General features: G+C 47.6%; 5 protein-coding genes. All 5 read right to left on the reverse strand.

The genetic code is table 11. The features are described from left to right. A partial coding sequence (locus BK120_RS27885; RefSeq protein ID WP_076270775.1) for a non-ribosomal peptide synthetase occupies positions 1-7348 on the reverse strand: 7348 nt, incomplete at its 3' end. A gap of 64 nt (positions 7349-7412) precedes the next feature. After that, positions 7413-8204, reverse strand: coding sequence for a CPBP family intramembrane glutamic endopeptidase (locus tag BK120_RS27890; RefSeq protein ID WP_076270776.1), 792 nt, complete (start codon positions 8202-8204; stop codon positions 7413-7415). Further along, positions 8201-9001: a CPBP family intramembrane glutamic endopeptidase gene (locus BK120_RS27895; protein ID WP_083682550.1), complete on the reverse strand. Its 801-nt coding sequence runs from the start codon at positions 8999-9001 to the stop codon at positions 8201-8203. Before BK120_RS27895 ends, BK120_RS27890 begins: the two co-directional genes overlap by 4 nt. A gap of 1 nt (position 9002) precedes the next feature. Continuing rightward, positions 9003-9857: a CPBP family intramembrane glutamic endopeptidase gene (locus BK120_RS27900; RefSeq protein ID WP_076270777.1), complete on the reverse strand. Its 855-nt coding sequence runs from the start codon at positions 9855-9857 to the stop codon at positions 9003-9005. A gap of 30 nt (positions 9858-9887) precedes the next feature. Continuing rightward, the gene (locus tag BK120_RS27905) at positions 9888-21983 is read right to left on the reverse strand and encodes a non-ribosomal peptide synthetase (protein WP_076270778.1); all 12096 of its coding nucleotides are present in this window, start codon (positions 21981-21983) and stop codon (positions 9888-9890) included. Positions 21984-22010: the final 27 nt, after the last annotated feature.

The raw sequence follows: 22010 nt of genomic DNA on the forward strand, positions 1-22010 counted from the left end.
TTTCCAGATTCCCTCGTTCCGAGTTATACAGATCAACATCATCCAAATACCATTCTTCTGACGCATTTATGACAAACCCAGCATATTTCCTTTCTGTCAGAAGCCATTGATCGCCGCAATCCTCCAGCATCCACTGAATACGCTCAACAGGATATGCCGGATCAATAGCGACATAAGCGCCACCCGCTTTCAAAATGCCAAGAATTCCGATCATCAACAGGGGTGAACGGTCTGCCATCAAGGCTACGATTCGCTCCGGTCCTACCCCGCGGCTGCGAAGCGTATGGGCAAGACGATTCGCTTGCTCATTTAATTCGAAATACGAGAGCGTCTCCAAACCAAATAAAATCGCAGCGGCATGCGGCGTTTCTGCCGCTTGCCGCTCTATCTCTTCCATGATGCTCATCCAGCAGGGATGCTCTTTGGTGGATGCAGAGAAATGTGCTTCCATTGCAGTCATCTCTGCAATCACGTTTGTTTCACCGAGCAGTACTTTTCCTACCCTCTCCGCGATGTCATTGCCCTTCTGTTCCGCTTTATCAGCAGCGCTTGCTAACGGCGAAGAAAGCTTCAATCGCTCTGCCTCATCCACTAATTCCAGCTCACCTATCGTTCTCCTAGACCCTTCGCTTGATGTCATCTCCTTAACGATTGTGCAGAAATGCGCGGCCATTCTCTCGATCGTACTCTCATGAAATAAGGAGGTTGCATACTCAAGGCAGCATGTGATCCCCTTCCCCGTCTCCACTGCTTCCAGCGACAAATCAAACTTGCTGAATCCGGTTTCGTACGGCTGTGGCTCGAAGATCAAATCCCCCGCTTGCCTTGCTGGCTGCTCCATATTTTGCAATATAAACATCGTATTAAATAGGGGATTGCGACTTAAATCCTGTTCTATATCAAGCTGATTTACAAGATCCTCGAACGGAAATTCCTGACGCTCCAGCGCTTGCAGCACATTCCCGTGCATTTCAGTAATGTAACTGCCAATCGTCATTCCGAATTGCGGGCGGCAACGAATGGCGACCGTATTGACGAACATGCCGATTAGCCTTTCTACATCAATGTGATTGCGTCCGGCTACGGGAGTACCCACGATAATATCCTCTTGTCCGCTATACTTCCCAAGGAGAACCGTATAAGCGCTAAGCAGCAGCGTATATAACGTCGTCCCTCGTTCCCTTGCCAATTGCCGCGCCCGATATGCCAGCTCCTCGTTTAGCTGAAAAGCATACCTTCGGCCCTCAAAACGCTGAACCGCCGGACGCTGCTTGTCTGCAGGCAGATCAAGCACCGGGAGTTCGTCCGAGAACATGCCCAGCCAATAACGCCTCAGCTTCGAGTAATAGTCACCGCTTAATCGTTCCAGCTGCCAGACTGCATAATCCCGATATTGCACCGTCAGCTCTGGCAATGCCTGCCCGTTGTATAAATCGACCAACTCTTTTATGAGCACGCTCATCGATATCCCATCCGTCACAATATGATGGATGTTCAGCAATAACAAGTGACGGTTTTCTGCCAATTCAGCAAGACCGACTCTTAGCAGTGAACCGCTTCCGAGATCAAATGGATCTGTAAATTGGGCCATTAATTCATTGATCCTCACATCTGCTCCGATTGCAGATGACGCGCGCTGCCATAGATCAGCCTGCTCGCCTTTTATAACCATTTCCGTTAGCTCAAATGGCTCTGCAGGATGAATTCGCTGACAGAACTGTTCACCCACATAGTGGAATGATGTTCGCAGGCTCTCATGCCTCGTAATTAGTGCAGTAAACGCGGCTTCCAGTTTCTTTTTTTCCAGATTACCTAAGATGTGAAGCACAAACGGAATATGATACATCGTCGATTGTCCGGCAATGAGCTCGATCATATATTGGCGTCTCTGTGCAGGAGACATTGGATAATGATCCCGATTTGCTTGCAGTGGAATGATAGCTCCTCCGATGCCCAGCTCAGAATTTAACAGCGTTCCCCCTGCCAGCCACTCAGCCATACTCGCAACAGACAGTCGTTCAAATACGACGCTTAGCGGCATTTCAACATGGAATTTAGCTTGAATCCGGCTTACCAATACCGCAGCCTTCAGGGAATGTCCACCCAACTCGAAGAAATCATCATACATACTAATTTGCTCAATGCCGAGTACATCTCTCCATATTTCAGCCACCTCTGCCTCCAGCGAGGTTCGCGGCAGAGTAAGCTCAGCAACGACTCGTTGCTGTAAAACAGGTTCTGGGAGCGCCTTGCGATCCACTTTGCCATTAGGTGTTAACGGTATCGCAGCGATCTCCATAAAAAACGAAGGGATCATATAGTCTGGCATTTTGTTTTTCAAAAAGCTCTTTAAATCCTGAGCACCTATTGTTTGATTCACAACAATGTATGCGCAAAGTTTTTTATCGCCTGCTTGATCCTCATGAGCGATGATAACCGCTTCGTCTACCGCCTCATGTCTTAGAAGCTGCGCACCAATTTCTCCAAGCTCAATCCGAATGCCTCTTAGCTTGATTTGATCATCCATCCGGCCTAAATACACCGCATTTCCGTCTGGCAGCCACTTAGCCAAATCACCAGTACGGTACATGATGGTGCCAGGCAGCAGCGGGTGTTCAACAAACCGCTCCGCGGTCAATTCCGGTTTATTAACATACCCAGCAGCAAGGCCGCTGCCGGAGATGCATAGCTCCCCAGCCGATCCCACCGGTGCAGGCTTGTCTCCAAAATTTAAAATATGAACCGCGACGCCATGCATCGGTCCGCCAATTGGCACATTAACGCCGCTGGCTGCAGCTGATTTATACACATACATATTGGAGCAGATTGTTGCCTCAGTCGGACCATAGCCGTTAACCATTCGTATATTCGGATTTAATTGAACAAAAAGCGCAAGCGTTGTATCTTTTATTGGTTCAACGCCAACAAGCAGCTTGTCCAAGGAGATCGTCATCCTCGATTGTTCCAACGATTGCGCCACATCCCGAAGCAGCGTCGGCGGAATATAAGCAAAAGTTATCTGCTCTTCTACTATTACTTTAGCTAGCTCTCTAGGGTCAAGCAGCTTGGGATTTGGATAAAGGACAAGGGACGCGCCAAACATAAAAGGCATAAACAGCTCGCATACGCTCACATCAAACGAAATATTGGTAAGGCTTAAGCAGCGATCTCTTTCATCAAAATATCCGTCATAAAACAGCTTCAACGAATGGCTGAAGTTATAAAAGCTGCGATGCGGAACCATAACCCCCTTCGGCTGCCCAGTAGATCCCGAAGTGTAGATAACATACATAAGATCATCTGCTGAAATGGATACGTCCACATTGCTTTTATCCCCGTCATATATCGTTTCATCTGTTAATCGCATTTCCTGAACGGATGGATACGCATTTCTATGAACCGAATCGTCTACTAAGAGCAAACTTGCTCCGCTGTCAGCAAGCATATAGCTAATTCTCTCCTGCGGATATTGATGGTCGATTGGCAGGTATGCACCGCCAGCCTTCATAATCGCAAGCATTCCTGTCACCATTGAAATCGAACGTTCAGCCATCACACCGACAATGCTGTTAGGGCCAACACCGCAGCGAACAAGCTTGCGCGCCAGCGCATTTGCTCGCCCATTCAATTGTTCGTACGTTAATGACTCCCCTCTGCACTGAACGGCGACTCTTTCAGGAACCCGCCTTGCCTGTTCTTCAAAGCTGCTGTGGATACAGCGAGCGCTAGGGAAAGCAGACGCACGACTGCCAAATTCCGTCAGCAACTTGTTGTAATCTTGAGGGGACAACATTTCACACTCGCCTAATGTATGGTCTGGATAGTCCGTTACATAACTTAGCAACGTAACGTAATGCCTCATCATCGACCTTACGGTCTCTTCGCGGAACAAGTCCCTGCCATATTCGACTACCAATCGCAGGGTGCCATCATTTTGCTCTACGGCTTGAACCATCAGATCGTATTTCGCCGTCCCATGCGGGAACCTCTCATGCCGATAGGCCAATTCTTCACTCGAGTAGTTGGGAATGTTCAAATTTTGCATAATAAACATCGTATCGAATAACGGATTGCGGCTGCTGTCTCGCCGATCCACCATGGACGCTAGCTCTTCAAATGGAAAATCCGAATTTTCATAAGCCTCTGTCGATGCTGCTTTTATCTCTTCTAAAAACTGGGTAAACGGTTTGTTTGCCACGGGATACCCGCGCAATACAAGTGTTCCGACGAACATCCCTACCAGAGCTTCAGCTTCACGGTTGACTCGCCCCGCAATCGGTGTGCCTACAGCAATATCTTCCCCGCCAGAATACTTTGCAAGAAGGGTATAATAGACCGATAAAAGCACCATAAATAGCGTAGATTCCGTTGATTTTGCCAGCTTTCGCAGATTATCCGATAATTCGTTATCCACATAAATATCAAATGTTTCGCCGCGATTGCTCTTCATCAGAGGACGAGGAAAGTCTGTCGGAAGCTCAAGTACAGGCCACTCCCCCTGGCATTGCTTCATCCAGTAACTTCTCTGTCGCTCAATCCGCTCCGATTGCAGTTCCTCTCTCTGCCACGCAGCGTAGTCTATATACCGCAAGGTTAACGGCTCAAGACTCTCTCCTCGGTAAAGCATCATAAGCTCTTTGAGCAAAATACCTGCTGAGAAGCCATCCGAAGCAATATGATGCATATCCAAATACAACACATGCCGCTCAGGGTTAACGGTCAATAAAGCAGCGCGAAGCAGCGGCGCATGACTCAGGTCAAATGATGTAAACAAGCTATGCAGCGTTTCAAGCACCGTTTCTTCTGATGCCTGCAGCCGCTGAAGGGAAAAGTGAACATCAGTATGAACAAATTGACAAATTTCACCGTCTACTATGGCGAAAGACGTTCTTAACATCTCATGCCGTTTTACTAATGAATGAATAGACGCTTCCAATCTGCTTGCATCAATTTCCCCCTCTATATGTAAAAGCTCCGGCAAATTATAGCTTCTATCGCTAGGCGAGGCAGCTTGCTGCAAGTACATGCGCTTTTGCGACGAAGAGATCGTATAATACTCCCGCTCCGCCACCCGGGGCATATGAATTACTTTTTCCGTTTCTGGCGAACCGCTCCTTAATCGCCGCTCTTCCACAACACCAGCAAACCCGCTAAGTGTGGGATGTCCTAACAAATGCTGCACTTCTAGCCGAATCCCCCAGCTTTGACTAAGTGAATTAACGATTCGCAGCGCAATGATCGAATCACCGCCCAATTCATAGAAGTTAGCATCATTGCTGAGCTCACGATAACCGAGCAGTTCCCCCCATACATTAGCGACACTTTGCTCCGATTCCGAGACGGCACCTTCACTGCACAGCCTCACGTGGTTAACTGCCGATTCATGCTTGATCTCTGTCAGAGGTACTATATTAACACTGCGATCATCTTCCTCTACCCAACACGGATAGGGATCAAATGAATATACAGGCAGCGGTACCCTTCTGCGTCTCTCATCACGATAAAGCTCCTTCCAATCTACTTTAGCACCAGCTGCATATAACTGAGCTAACTGTGTACTTGTATCATCGTTGCCCCGATTACTGCGGACAACCTGCTCTAAGAGCTCCTTTTGCTTTCGCTCGTCATTCCCTCCCGTATGCACTGCATTTGAATCGCCGTAATAAATATTCGGCATCATCGTGTTTTGAAACCGCTCAACATCTAAGGCTTCCAGCCTATTTCTAAGCTCAACTTCATTTTTGGCGACGATCGCCAAACGATATCGATAATGTCCGCGACCTATCGCCGCGCTATAGCAAATGTCCGATAAGCGCCACTCATGCTGCTCCTGATCGGCAAACCACGCACGATAATTAATAATGGATCGCTTAAGAGCCGATTCGCTTTGGGCGGATAGGCAAAAAACTTCATTTTTTTCTTCCCCATAAGCTGCATGCGCTGCCTCGTCCAACATAACGCTATCATTCATTGACATTGACGGTGCTTCTTCCAGTACAACATGGCAGTTGGTTCCGCTCATACCAAATGCGCTAATACCGCATCTACGCGTACCAAACTCGTCACTCCAATGCGATAGCTTGTCGTTGACATACACTGGAGAATCAACAAACGATATTTTGCGATTGGGGAAACGATAATGCAGCGTAGGTGGAATCTGTTTATTGCAAAGGGAAAGAACTGCCTTCAGCAGCCCCGTAATACCAGCAGCATGATCGAGATGTCCGATATTGCTTTTGACCGAGCCAATCGCACAGAACTGCCTCTTGTCTGTAAAACGTCTGAATGCTCTCGTAATTCCATCAATTTCAATAGGATCTCCCAATGTGGTTCCTGTACCATGCGCTTCCAAATACATGATCGTTTCGGGATCAATGGCTGCATCCTGCCAAGCACGGACAATGACATCCTCCTGCGCCAAGGCGTTAGGCGCAGTGATGCCTACGGAGCTGCCATCCTGATTCATAGCGCTCCCTTTAATGAGTGCATAAATATGATCCCCATCCTGCAGCGCCTTTGCGAGCGGTTTAAGCAGCAATGCGACTACACCATCCCCGATACCCGTCCCGTCAGAGCTGTCATCAAATGGCTTTGCACGGTTGTCGCTTGACTCGATCCCAAGCCGAATGCCCATATCGATCGGAAGGAGATTGAGCTTCACACTTCCAGCGATAGCAACATCACATTCACCGCTGCGAATGGACTGACATGCTAAATGGACGGCCACAAGAGAGGATGAGCATGCGGTATCGACATTAAGTGCCGGCCCTTTCAAATTCAAGAGATATGAGATGCGGCTTGCGATCATTGAACTTAAATTGCCTGGCGCTGCCATTGCGAGCGCTTCTGGATTTACCGTCTCAATAATACGTTTATAATCATGCAGCGCATCGGCGTTATGACCGATAAATACACCTGTTCGTGAGCCATGGAGCGCTTCGCCCCCATACCCGCCATCCTCCAATGCGCTCCATGCGGTCTGCAGAAACATGCGCTGGTTCGGACTCATTAGTGAAGCTTCCTTCGGAGACAATCGAAAAAAGGAATAATCGAAGGAAGAGATATCCTCCAAATATGCACCATCAAATATTGAAATGGTTTCATACAATGCGCTCAGGCGACGAAGATACGGTTCCAACTCCTGCCGCCTCGACTGCGGGAAGGAGCGTACACCGTCCACTCCATTTTGAAGCATATCCCAAAACTCTCGATGTGTGTCCGACTTCGGAAGCTTGGCAGAAATGCCGATGATCGCAATTTCTTGGCTTACGGTTTCCAGCACCGCGTCACTGCTTGCGTCTCCTTCATTTTCATTGCGATTTGGTTCCAACAAATCCAACTGGAACATGCTGCACACTCCTCTTTTGCGGTTGTTTGCAGTGGCAATGTAATCACTACCATGAATCATTGATTTAACTCGTTATACTTTTGTTGTGCCGCTTCAAATCCTCCGATTGTCTACGCAGCAATATATACAAATGCACAATAATCGCTATACCGCTTATGAACGACAGAATAAGAAAAGTTTCGGGAGAGGAATCCTTCATAAAATGAGAGACGACATACAAGGTTGCTGTACTGAACACATGCGCGAGCAAAGATGACCATATCGATCCTGTGGTCACGCGAATTACACCATAAATAATCGCTCCAAGAGCAGCGAAGGCACCAATGGTTACGCTCATAAATACGGTTCCAAACAACAAAGCTTGCAGCAGCACAGACCATGCAGAGGAGAAGCGTTGACGGAAAACATGGATCAGCATCCCCCGGAACAACAATTCCTCGAGCAAAGAACCTAACAATAAGCTGCTCAACACAAATACGAAGAAATTCCCTCCACCAGCAACAAATTGAACCAAATTAGCAATTTCGGGGAAATTCTCAGCGATCCAACCAAGCTGTGTGAACACCGCGATGAACAGACCAAGCCAAATTCCTGTCCCAGCAGCCATCGCTGCTGATTGTGGTCGAACGAAGCCGAGGTCTTGCATTCGAATGTTTTGCCAGCGAAGCAGCGGCAAATAAATGGCGATCACAATCGTATTCGCTGCAATAAGAGAGCTCGCTGGATTATTGCTAAGCCACGCACTAAACTCAGCATCTTGAATCCAATTGTTTAACGCCCAGTTTGTGAATAAAACTACGCACATATAAATAGCTAAATAGAGTAGAACTTTACTAATTACAGTTAACGTTCTCATGTGTGAACGACCTCTTCGTGACTGAATGGCTTGCGAAAGCGGCGATTGCCCAAATATAAGCCAGTTGCAATCATCGCACCTGCAACTGCCATTACAGCTGACAATATGAATATATCGTCACTCTTCGGGCCTAGATGCCAGAGCAAGTATTGAACTCCTTGGCAAGCCACCTGCGCGGCAATCGGCGCCCAGATGGAATCAAACCACACATACAAGAGCGCAAAAATGATAGCCCCAAGGAACCCATACAAGGAAAGCGGAATATCACCAAAGAAGAATAGAACGCCATATAATAACCCTTGCAGCAAAATCGCAAGAGTGACAGGCAGAACGCCTCTAAAACTGTTCAGCAGTAAACCTCTAAATAACGTTTCCTTGTATACGTTGCCTAGCAATAGAAAAACAAGGAAAACATACCATTCTGCCCGATTCAAATATTCGAATAACTCTTGGAATTTGAACTGATCGGACTGGATCGCAGGCAATTGCGAGAATGCTACAGTGAACAACCCCGCACCCAAACCCACCCATAGCGACAAGGAAATAGCGCTGCCATCCATCTTTTGAAATCGGGCTTCCTTGAATAGGTTTTGTTTAAATATTAGCTTTATTGCAAAGTACATAAGCGGAAAACCAATAATGTCATTTAATATGATGACAATAAGCGTATTTTGTTCAAACCAAGGACTTAACGGGTAGATATATTCAAAAAATAATTTGGTAACGGTAAGAAACCAAGCGAAATACAACCCGATGACTAGTAGAACTCTCCCTATCGATACAGTCCAATTTCTCATCTTATCGCCCTCTTCCAACCGTAATCGGGTCTGCTTGTACTGAACTTGCACCTTTTTCGAGCCCTCTGCGCCAAATGTATGCCGTTCCACCTACGAGGAAGAGCAGGCTTCCAGCCGTTAGGACATACAACGCGGGTTCTCCTAATTCGTTAATCGCTTCATGCCATCCAACATATTTAGTAATAAAAATAAAACTCATGGCTGAGGTTTGTACAATAATTGGCGCCAACAGGCTCCCTATTCGGATATACAATATTGCGTAGATGAGTCCAGAACCAAAACCAATGAATGACAGGCTGAGGCTTGGCTGAAAATAGGCGTAAACCAATGCTTGCAAAATAAGCGCAGCATACAGCGGCATCACTTGACGCAATTGTCCATAAATTAATCCTCTAAACAAAATTTCTTCATAGATGGGGGCAATAAGCCCCGCACCCAAAATTACGTAAAAAATAGAATCTCCCCTAATGAGATCATCTACGAGAAAGGGGATGGATGGAAAGTGCCGAGCGATGACATCAATTTCAATTAGACCAATACTAAACAGGCATCCGGCTGCCCCCATAGCCAGCATCAACCCGGCATCTTTGACCCCGATCTTCTTGAAGCCGCTAACTTGAAACAAAGTTTGCTTCTGCTCTTTCCATATGCTTCTCTTCAAACGGAGAACAAGCATATAGATGAGCAAAATGGAGGTAAATAATATCGCCATGAACATCGCCGGGTTACGATCCATAAACTTGGCAAGGCTGAGTGTAGCTTCATACTGATAGGTTGATCGCAGAAGATAAAGCAAAGCGTAGAAGATACCTAAATACCATGCGATATTCCCGAGCATAAACATGATCTTTTTCAACGTAATGCTCCTTTGCATATGGGGTTGTCCTTACTGCTTGCCGCCAGCTCTAGCATTAGAAGTCTGCTGAAATTGATGAACGGCCATTCTGAGCAGCTTAATATAGCTCTGAGCCCATGCCTTAACCTTTTCTTTCTTTAATCGACGTGCATTAAATTCCCATAAACCGCTCATTCCTTTACCTGCTCCGCCCCTGCCGCTGTCTAACGTGAGAATGATATCGAAGAGATGAAGAAGCTCGTTTTCGGAAATGAAACCGGTGCGCGAGCGATCTACAAACAAAGGCGTTATGCGGGAACTATTATGGCTCCCAAGCTCTCTCTCCACTTGATTCCAATCGTAGGAAATTTTCGTGTCGTCAAACAACGAGTCGGCTGCTCGGATTAGTTCGCTAAACTCCAGCACCGTACTAAAGTCAAGCTCTAAAGGTGTGAGCCGTCTCCTTGATGTTGCAACTGGTATAACCAAGTCATTAGCGCCTGACTGCTGCTTCCAGAAGAGCAGATAGATTGCTAGTGCAACGGTTGTAATGGACACGGACTCCGTATATGCCATTTCCGCCAGTCCTTCAATTAAATCGTCCTCAAGGGTAAATTGGTACGAACCATTCCTCTGCGCAGCGTATGTGTTATTGAAGCAGTCCTCGCCTGCAGCAATTCCAGCGTAATGCCAAGTGCGAGAAAGATTGCTTTGGGAATCAATATATTCTGCAAGCGCGGCAATCGTCGGGTAATTAAATAGATCCGTCACCTTGAGTAAACCTGGGTACAACTCTTCCAGTCGCTGGTGGGTACGGACAAGCAGCAGCGACTCTCCTCCAACATCAAAGAAATTATGATGCGTTCCAATAGCGGTTCGGCCAAGCACTTCTCCCCACACGATAGAAATGGTTTTCTCCGTTTCGCTTGCTGCCTCCACATAACGCACGCCTGCATCCAACCGCTCGTCTGGTGCTGGCAATGACTTACGATCTACCTTGCCATTTGGAGAAAGCGGCATGTGATCCAGTTCCACGTAGACAGCCGGAACCATATAATCGGGTAATGTTTTAGCCAAATGATAACGTAATTGTGCAGTAGTGACTGCATCACTCGTTACGACATACGCGCATAGAAAAGCGCTTTCCGCCGCAGCTCCGTCACGCTTCATGACAACGGCTTCCCTCACGTCTGGATGACCCGTAAGCGCATGCTCGATCTCCCCGCATTCAATGCGGTACCCCCTAATTTTCACCTGGTGATCCATTCGTCCCAGAAATTCGATGCTGCCATCAGGCAGCCACCTCGCAAGATCGCCTGTACGATACATGAGCTCGTTAGCTGCGAATGGATTTTTCACAAACTTTTCCGAGGTCAAATCAGGACGTTTCCAATACCCCCGCGCCAAGCCAACTCCCGCAATACACAGTTCTCCCGCCACGCCTACCGGTTGAACCTGCATAACATCATTGACCACATATAAGGAAATATTGTCGATAGGCGAGCCAATAGGCACACTCGTTAAACTTTGTTCCCCAATACACTCGTAATAGGACACGTCGACCGTCGCTTCCGTTGGACCATACAGATTAATGAGCTTCGCAGCATTAGGTTCTCCGATTCGCTCTCTGAATCTCTCTACTTGATTGACCGTAAGCGCTTCTCCACTGGCAAAAACATAACGTAAGCTCTCAAGCTTTTTACTATCGTTAACAAGGCCCGGGTAATCCAAAAACAGATGAAGCATAGAAGGTACAAAATGTAACGTAGTCACCGCATACTTATTAATGGCATCATATATCGCCCCAGGGTCCTTTTCTCCGCCTGGTGCAAGCAAGCATAGCTTAGCGCCTGAGAAGCTCCATAAGAACAACTCCCATACCGACACATCAAACGTGAATGGCGTTTTTTGCAAAATCACATCATGCATCTCAAGCGTGTATCTGTTTTGCATCCACGTAAGGCGATTCACTACGGAATGATGCTCAATCATTACCCCTTTAGGCTGTCCTGTCGACCCAGAGGTGTATAACACATACGCTAAGCTGCGCGATCGATGAATTTTTTCTAACGGTCCATCATTTTGCTCATGCTGCAGCGCTTCCTCTATGTTCAATCGTTTAGAATCTAGCGACATGTTGCCGAACTGCCCGTCTAAGCCCCGAGTCAACACAATCTTTGCTCCCGAGTCATCCAGCATATACTGAACTCGCTCTTCAGGAAGCCCAGGTGAGATAGGGACATACGCCGCTCCCGCCTTCAATATGCCGTAAATCGCAATGATCATGTCTACAGAACGCTCCATGATGACGGCTACAGTATCCTCATGCTTCACCCCGTGTTTTCTCAGAACTCTTGCCAGCCGATTAGCCTTCCCATTCAGTTCATGATAGGACATTTCCCCAGTCTCATAGATCAGGGCAGTAGCATGCGGTATCCACTCAGCTTGTGCTTCCAAGTAAGACTCAACAGTCATATGACTTGGATAAGCGGTAGCCGTTTCATTAAATTGAACAAGTTGAATGGCTTCTTCATCCGAAGTCAGCAATCTTATCTGGTTTAAAGAGATATGCGTATCTTTCGTAACTTGCTTCACAATCCGAATATAGTAGCTAATCATTCGGTTGATTGTTTGCTGTTCGAATAGATCCGTTGCATATTCTACAGTAAGGTCTGCACCATCCTCGCGCATTGCAAGCTCAAACGTCAGGTCCAGCTTGGATACAGCGTGCTCCAGCGGCTGCGTCTTTAATTGCAGCACATCAGCTTTCATTGCCGGCACATCCATATTTTGCATTACAAACATGACATCAAAGATTGGATTTCGACTCAGGTCTCGCTTTACATCAAGTGAGGTTACACAATGCTCGAACGGCAGCATCCCATTATGCATCGCACCAAGCACCTTCTCCTTGATCTGTCGGGCAAAATGAAGAAAGCTGTGCTCACGAGGTGGCTGGCTCCGTATAGCAACGGTATTGACAAACATCCCAACAAGCGGGGCTGTCTCTGGATGGGATCTTCCTCCAATCGGTGTACCAGAAATAAGATCCTCTTGCCCCGTCAGCTTATGAAGCAGCACGTGAAAACAAGCAAGCCATATTGGAAAACTAGTCATGCCAGCCGTTGCTGCCAATGACTCTACCTCGGATATTAACGAGAGAGGCAGCGCATGAATGATTTTGCTCCCCTTAAAGCTTTGTTCGGCTGGTCTTGGCTTGTCCACTCGCAAATTCAGAAGCGGCAGCGTTCCCGCCAGCTCCTCTCGCCAGTACTGCTCTTGCCTATCCCGCTCGCGGCTCTTCATAAAGCCCTGCTGCCATACAGCTACGTCCTTGTACTGGACTTCAAGCGGCAGCAACGTGCCGCCTTCATAAAGCTTGGTGAAATCATGCGCCAGCACTGTCATTGAAATACCGTCAGATACGATATGATGCATATCAAGCATCAGCAAATGCTCTTGCGCGCCATTTGTAATAAGCGAAGCGCGCAGCAGCGGAGCAATGCTCAAATCGAATGGCTGAACGAATTTTTGCATGCTGCTCCATCCATCCACTTGATCCGTTTTTGTTACATCAGCTCGCACCATTACTCGCTCATGAATGCGCTGCACGGGGGCGCCATCGCGCCATTCAAAGCTTGTTCTGAGCGGCTCATGACGATCAATGAGCCGCTGCAGCGCCTCTTGCAATCTCTCAACGTTCAGTTCACCACGCATACTGAGTGCGAGCGGCAAATTGTAGGCTGTACTTGAAGGCTTCATATGATGCAGAACGAATAGTCGGTTCTGCGCAAGCGACAAGGGGTAAACATCCCTCTGCTCGGCCCTTGTGATAGATGCAGCAGTCCTTTTCGGCGATCTATCAATGAACGCTGCCATCTCTTCTAGGACAGGGTAGGCGAACACATCCTTTAGTGTAAATATGACCTCTAACTGCTGCTCCACTGCACCCGTTAACTGCGCTGCGCGCAGCGAATGTCCGCCAAGCTGGAAAAAATGATCGCCGGTGCGTACGATGCGAACACCAAGTATGCTCTTCCATAGCTCTGCCAGTCGGAGCTCCGTCTCACTGCGCGGATCGGCGCCGCCAATAGAATCAGCAAACGTCGGCTGTGGAAGGAGGCTGCGGTCTATCTTCCCGCTAGCATTAAGAGGAAAGGAGTGCAAGCAGGCAAACAGAGAAGGAATCATATATTCCGGCAGCGTTCCCCTCAGTTTCTCCTTCAGCTCACGTTCATTGCGTTCAAAAGAAGAAACCACATATGCACATAAGGCTGGCTCTCCCGTCCGATCCTTCACGGTCATGACGAGCGCATCGGAAACCTCCTCCAGCTGCATCAGCGCATGCTCAATCTCTCCACATTCCATTCGAAATCCTCTAATCTTCACTTGATGATCGAATCGACCCAAATACTCGATATGACCGTCAGCAAGCCAGCGCGCGCGGTCTCCGGTCAAGTACATGCGTTCCCCAGCAAAAAAAGGATCGGGTACAAATTTTTCCGCTGTCAATTCTTGACGGTTCAAATAACCTCTAGCGAGTCCCACTCCAGCGATGCAGAGCTCGCCCGGAATTCCAATCGGCTGCAGCCGCCGCTGCTCATCCACAACGTACAGCCGAATATTTTGAATCGGCGAGCCAATTGGAACAGATCCTTGCTTATAGTTCGCACAGTCATATGCGCTGACATCCACGGTCGCTTCAGTAGGTCCGTATAAATTTATGAGTCGTGGACTTTCGCTGCCTGCAGAATGTCGGCTGTAGAACCCTTCCACCTGTGCAGGCTTCAACGCCTCTCCGCTTGCAAATACGTAACGCAAACCTCCGAAAGGCTTGTCCGCCTTAACTTCCGATGCATACTGGAGATATACGCCCAGCATAGATGGGACAAAATGCATGACCGTCACCGCTTGCTCACGGATGACTTTCATCATGACCTGCGGCTCCCGCTCCCCCTGCGGTTCCAACAAGTAAACAGATGCCCCTGCAAAACTCCACCAGAACAGCTCCCACACCGAAACATCAAATGTTATAGGTGTCTTCTGAAGAATGACATCTTGCGCGTCAAGTGGATATTGATCTTGCATCCAATGTATACGGTTGATGACCGCAGCATGCTCGATCATAACTCCCTTTGGTTTTCCAGTAGAACCTGATGTATAGATAACATAAGCCAAATGATGCGCGTTCACTGCAGGCTCCCATAGCCATTCCTCAGCATCATGCGAACCCTTGTCTTCAACAGCATTTATATCTATAATTTCACCATTAAACGGCAGTTGGTTCATCCATTTGTGCTGGGAACATAATAACTTGGCTCCGCTATCTTCAAGAATGTACCCAATACGCTCCTCTGGAAAATGCGGATCGATAGGCAAGTAAGCGCCCCCGGCTTTTAGAATGCCTAAAATCGCTGCCATCATTTCAAGAGAGCGCTCTGCAACAATCGGAACAATCGTCTCTGCTCCAACACCTTTCTTACGGAGCAGCAGAGCAAGTCGGTTTGCACGTTCATCGAGCTCACGGTAAGTAAACATACCCTCGTTCAATCGAATGGCTGGAGCATCCGGCGTCTTGCGTACCTGTGCCTCAAAACAACCATGAATGGTCTGGCTATCGGGATACGGCCTCGCAGTGTCATTCCATTCTTGAAGCATTTGCGCTTCCTTCTCCATAATTAAGCTGAGGGAAGAGCATCTCATGCCTGGCTCATCGGTCACTTGTTTCAGTACATTTAGCCAATGATCCGCCAGCCTCATCATCGTCGCTTTATGGAATAATCGCGTATTGAACTCTAGCTCTGCTCGAAAGCCTCCGTCACCATGAGAATAAAGATCAAGCTTAAAATCCAATTTTGATGTCATGTTTTTACCTGCGCGTACAGGCTGTACTCCTACGGTGTGACCCTTCACTTCCAAATCATTTCCGATCTGGTTGTGCAAAATCATCATCGTATCGAACAGCGGGTTTCGTGAGGGATCAATCGTCATTTGCGCAGCTTCAATCATCTGGTCAAAGCTCACATCTTGATGTTCGAGTGCTGCAAGCAGGTAATCATGTGACGCCTTCGCAAATTGATCAAATTTCATGCCATCGCCTATTTTAAGGCGAATTGGTAGAAAATTATTGAACATACCGATCATATTAGCCGTTTCAGGATGTGATCTTCCTGCCGCTAGCGCACCTATAATCAAGTCATTTCCGCTTGTATACTTTTGGAGAAGCAGAGCGTAGGAAGCAAACAACAGACTGTTTAAGCTGATATTGAGCGTATCGGATATAGATTGAAGCCGAATAGCTAGCTCTGAAGGAACATGGAATCCAAACGTCTCCCCCTCCAGCGATTGCCGTTCCCCACGCGGGAAGTCAAGCGGCATGTCGAGGCTCGGAGGTGGGTCGCTTAACTCGGTCTCCCAATATCGGATGCTCTTCCGCATGCGTTCCGTATTCCCTTGGCCTGCTCTCCATACCGCATAGTCCTTGTACTGAATATGCGGCTCTTCCAAGCGCTTGCCGTCTAGTCGTTTGACTAGCTCTTCAATAAGCAGACTCACCGAAATGCCATCCGCAATAATATGATGGATATTTAGAAGCAAATAAGTTTCTCCGGATGCGCTGCTGAGCAGCCGTGCGTCAAGGAGCGGAGCTTGTGAAAGCGGCAACGGCTTGGCAAATTTGCAGAACCGTTGCTCTAGATCTATTGTTGTATCGCTTATCTCTTGAAGCTCGAACGAAGCATGCTCATGTATAATTTGACGCGCCTCACCGTCAATAAGCTGGAATGATGTACGAAGCGGCTCATGCAAAGCAATTAGTCCTTTTATGGCCCGTTCCATATCCGTTCGCTGAACATGGCAAGTTAAGCGCAGCACTAGCGGGATATGATAGGCTATACCCGCGTTTGCTATTTCTTCAATGAGAAAAATACGCTGCTGGGATGGACTTAACGGGTAAGATCGAGAAATGTTTATCGGTATTATTGGTTCATATGCCTCTTTATCTGCGCTGTCAATCCATTCTGCTTGCTCTCTAACTGTTGAACGTAGAAATACTTCCTTGATCGGCATTCGGACATGATATTGCTTGTAAATTTCCGACACAAGCGCTGCAGCCTTCAATGAGTGACCGCCATGTGCGAGGAAATGATCATTAACGCCAACAGCCTCTACCTTCAAAACCATTTCCCAAATGGTTGCAAGCTGAATCTCGGTTTGGGTTGCAGGCGGGACATAGGCTGCTGCCATTCCGATGCTCAGTTTGGAAAAGTCAGGCTCAGGCAATGCGTTTTTGTTAATCTTGCCGTTAGAGGTGAGCGGGAGCTTCTCCACCCGCACGAAGACTGTCGGAATCATAAATTGCGGCAGCTTTGCTCCCAGCTCTGCTTGCAGCCGATCTATGGAAAGCTCACCATTTGCAACGATATAGGCTGCAAGCTGTGGATCGCCGCTGCGGTATTTCAGCATAACTACCGCTTCCCTAACGTCCTCACACTCTAGCAGTTTGCTCTCAATTTCCCCCAGTTCTATACGAAATCCACGCAGCTTCACCTGGGTGTCGAGCCGATCCAAAAACTCTAGATTACCGTCAGGCAGCCGCCTAACCAAATCCCCTGTCCTGTAAAGCTTGGTTCCCTCTTTAAAAGGATGGGGAACAAATTTATTTGCAGTAAGCTCCGGCAGATTCAAGTAACCTTGTGTTAAACCATCGCCGGCAATACATAACTCCCCAGGCACAAGTGCTGGGAGCAAGGCACCATTTTCATCCAATACAAGTGCTTCTGAATGTGCGATAGGCTTGCCTATTGGAATCGCAGCATTGTCCTGCTCTATCGAATCAATCGGATAACAAGTAGCGAAAACAGTAGACTCTGTTGGACCGTACATATGAAGCAGCACGCCTGAACCGACGGTCTGATAAGCTCTTCTAATATGCGAGGCTGACGCGCGTTCACCGCCAAACAATAGATGACGAAGGGAAGGCAAGTCCGTCAGTCCAGAGTCAACGAATGCATTAAACAAAGCTGTAGTCGCAAAAAATATAGTAACCCTTTGTTTCTTCATCAATAAAATAAGCTGATGGATATCAAGCAAATCGTTTTCATTCACAAGGACGAGCTTTGCGCCGTTCAAAAGTGCCCCATAAAAATCAAACGTCGATCCGTCAAACGCATAATTCGATAACTGCAGCAGCGCATCCTCATTCGTTATTCGGATATAATCAGTAGCCCGAGCAATACGAATGACGTTTCGGTGCGTAGTTAAAATTCCTTTTGGCCGTCCTGTGGAACCAGAGGTGTACATCACATAAGCTGCGTCGTCCCCTGTTACATCCACGTTCAAATTATGTCCCTCTGCCTGTCTCCACTCGTTCCTCATAGCATCGATGTCAATCTTATCTACTGGCCTATTCCCAGCTTGAGCAAGCTTGCCGCCTATATGGATTGTCTGGGCATCTACTATCATTGTAGAAATATCAGCGTCTCCAAGCATAAACTCAATCCTGTCGATAGGATAACTCGGGTCGATTGGCACATAAGCGGAGCCGGTCTTCAACACAGCAAGTATCGCAACTGGCATATTAAAGGATCGATGAAGAAGCAGCGCCACACGTGAATGCGGAACTACTCCATGGTTGATGAGCCATCTAGCCAGAGCATTTGCCATTTCATTCAGCTCTGTGTAAGAGAGGGTCGCCTCATCCATAACTATAGCCGGGAGCTGCGGTGTATGAGCCACCTGCCTCTCAAACAGCCGGTACAGCGAAGTATCGTTAGGGTAAGGTGCTCGACTCGACTCGCTAGTTGCCAAAATAAGCTGGCATTCATCCTCGTCTAACATAGGAAGCATCTCAACAACCGACTCGGGGGATTGAACTGCTGCATCAGCCAATGTTTTATAATGTCGAGCAAATCCTCTTACTGTTTCTTGACTGTACAAGTCGATGGAATATTCAATAGATACTGAAATGCCTTCCTCCGAAGCTATACATTCCCAGGTCATATCAAATTTAGTTGTACCTGTCCCTATCGGCTCAGGCTTGAATGTGACATTCGCTGTAGTAAACTGTGGAATTTCCATGTTGTGCAGCGTAAATACGGTGCTAAACAATGGATTACGGCCATGTTCTTGTTTTGCCTCTGCCAGCTCTACAATTTCTTCGTAAGGGACGTCCTGATGGTCTAGCGATAACAATATTTGTTTATTGATCTCTTCAAAGCATTGAAGGATCGAAAGCTCCTTGCCAGCTCGAAGTCGCAGCGGCACCATATTGACGAACAGGCCCACGATACCTTCCATCTCCGGCCTTGTTCTCCCTGCCGACGCAGTACCGATTACCATATCAACTGCTCCGGTGTACTTGCTCAGCAGCATAAAGTAAATGGAAGTTAATACGGTGTACAACGTACCGCCTGTTCGGAAAGCTAATTGCTCCAGCTTAGCTGTAAGGGTTGCATCGAGTACAAATTTTTCGATAGCTCCCTTGTAGCTAGGAGTGAGCGGACGCCGATAATCTGCGGGGATGTCGATCTCCCCCGCTCCCTCCTTGAACATTTGCCGCCAATACTCTCTTTGCCTGCTCATGCGCCTATCTTCTGCCCTGATCCTATTCTCCCAATCAGCAATATCGCTGTATTGAAAAGAATTTGGAGGCAGCTCAGCCCCTTCATACATCGCTACAAAATGCCCGATTAATATCCCCATCGACGTACCATCCGTAATGAGATGATGCATATCAAATAACATCAGATGTCGGTTATGACCGCGTGTGATTAACTCTATTCGGAACAACGGCGCCTTATATAGCTCAAAAGGCTGTAGAAATGCACTTATTTTGTGCTGCATATCACTCTCTGACCAACCGCGCCCGTCTGTATAAACAATGGGCAGCTTTACTGAATCTGCAATTCGACCGACCACGATATCATGGTCCATAACAAATGATGTACGTAGTGAAGAATGCCTGTTGATCAAAGACTCCCACACCTGCTGAAATTTACTGAGGTCCAGCTCCCCCTCAATGCTTATGCGCTGCGGCAGATGATAACGAAGAAGACCTGAATTCATTTCCTCAACAATAAATAATCTCTTCTGAGCAGATGTAGCGGGATACCAATCCCTCTTGCCTCCATTTGAGATCACTTCGCACTGGCCATTTCTTTGATCTTCCCCAGCAGCCGCTTCAGCGACATAAGCGGCGAGCAACCGAACAGTATGATGCTGAAACAACTCGCTTAGAGATACATTTATGCCAAACGTCGACTGCAGCTGGGCAGCTACATAAGCTGCGCGCAGTGAATTACCGCCATGCTCCAGAAAATGATCATCTATTCCAATGCGGTCTGTCTTCAGCACTTTTTTCCAAATAGACAATATGCGCTGTTCGGCATCCGTTTCAGGAGCTGCAACAGCCGACTCGGGAGCTGTTTCTTCCATAATCGCTGCCAGCGACTCCAATTCCGAAATGACTGAAGAGAATTGTCCGCTCTGCATACTCTCAGCAAGAGTGTAACGCTGAATTTTCCCAGAGGTCGTTTTCGGAATACGCTTCACTGGTACAATGAGCTCCACTTGGAGTCCAGTTTTTCGATTTAGCAGTCGCTGCACGCTTTCCCTCAGCGGCACAAAAGCATTAAGCTTTCCTCGAAATTGAATAAACACGGCGATCTCATCCTGCTTCGTTACTTCATTCTGAATCGCGCTAACAGCTACTTTGCCTATTTCTGCTCCCTTAATTTCACTTGCCAGCATTTCCAAATCATGCGGGTATACGTTCTGGCCATTGACGAAAATAATATCCTTCATGCGGCCAGTCACATACAATCTGCCGTCTTGCATAAATCCAAGATCACCGGTATTCAGCCAACCGTCTGTCGATAGAATGACGGCATTCACATCAGGGCGGTTAAAATAACCCTTGGTGACATTCCTCCCTCTAATATGGAGGAGTCCAACGTACCGATCTGGCGTTTCCCGGCCAGACTCGTCGCAAATTTTAAGCTCGCATTCGGATACAGGGAACCCGAGCTCAACGATTTCTATTTTATTGGGATCATCTGCTGGAGCATCCTGAATAACATCCCCAATATTCAAGCCTTTTCGGCTTACATATAAGGTATTCAAGCTCTCCTCCACATGCGGAAATGTAACGGCCAAGCTTGCTTCCGCTAGTCCATAGACGGGAAATATACATTGTTCTCGAAGCCCATAAGGCTTCATCTGTGCGAGAAACTCACGGCAATTGCTCGCGGATACTGGTTCCGCTCCGTTAAAGATAAGCCTTACCGAGCTAAGGTCCCAGCAGGTGGCATTCTCAGGTTTAAAATGCTGTAGAAAGTGAACATAACCAAAGTTAGGTGATGATAGACAGGTAATGCGATGCTGATGCGTGAGCTCCATCCACTTCATCGGATGAAGCACGAATGTCGAGGTCGGCATCTGCCATTGATTCATAAGCCCAAGCATCGGAGTTAGATGAAATCCGATCAAACCCATATCATGCGTAAGCGGGAGCCAGCTTAAAGAGGAATCAGCCTCGGTCGACTGCGCGCCCTCCAATATCGCCCGCATATTCGAAAGTAAGTTGCCATGTGTCAAAACAACACCTTTAGGATCGCCTGTAGAACCAGAGGTGAATTGGATAAATGCAACATCTTCCTCGGTTGCCGCATAGACTGTTCCTTGGTGCTCTATAGCAGCTGCTTCATCCAAAACATCCTTGATCGGCAGCATTTTTTTTTGCAGAAGCTGTCCTGCGGCATGCTCTTCATTCTTGAGACAATAAGCTGCAACAGATTCCCATATTTCTGGCTCGCACAGCAAATACGGATTTCCAAGTTGGCTGCTTACTTGAAGAAGCTTCTTCCTGCCTTCGTCAGTTCGTCCCGCTGTAAGTGGAACGGGGATCATGCCGCCCAATAGGCAGGCCCAAAACAAAACAAGAAATCGTTCATTATCTTCGGTCTGCAGCACAACATGCTGCCCTTGGCCAAGCCCTCTTTCCTGCAGCTGACCGAGTACTGCTCCCGCTGCCTTGCGTAGTTGTCCATACGACACGAATCGATCCTTACCCGCCTCGCAGAACGTAATGCCCGCACCGCTCGTTCCGCTTGCAATGAGTACCTCTGAGAGATTTCGGATGATATTCATATAACTCCCCCTACTTTTTGTCTGTGG

The sequence above is a fragment of the Paenibacillus sp. FSL A5-0031 genome, assembly GCF_001956295.1.
Taxonomy (GTDB): domain Bacteria; phylum Bacillota; class Bacilli; order Paenibacillales; family Paenibacillaceae; genus Pristimantibacillus.

Bases quoted from the DNA above. Each gene is read 5' to 3' on its own strand.
- BK120_RS27895 (WP_083682550.1), bottom strand. From the start codon at position 9,001: ATGAGAAATTGGACTGTATCGATAGGGAGAGTTCTACTAGTCATCGGG.
- BK120_RS27905 (WP_076270778.1), bottom strand. From the start codon at position 21,983: ATGAATATCATCCGAAATCTCTCAGAGGTACTCATTGCAAGCGGAACG.
- BK120_RS27890 (WP_076270776.1), bottom strand. From the start codon at position 8,204: ATGAGAACGTTAACTGTAATTAGTAAAGTTCTACTCTATTTAGCTATT.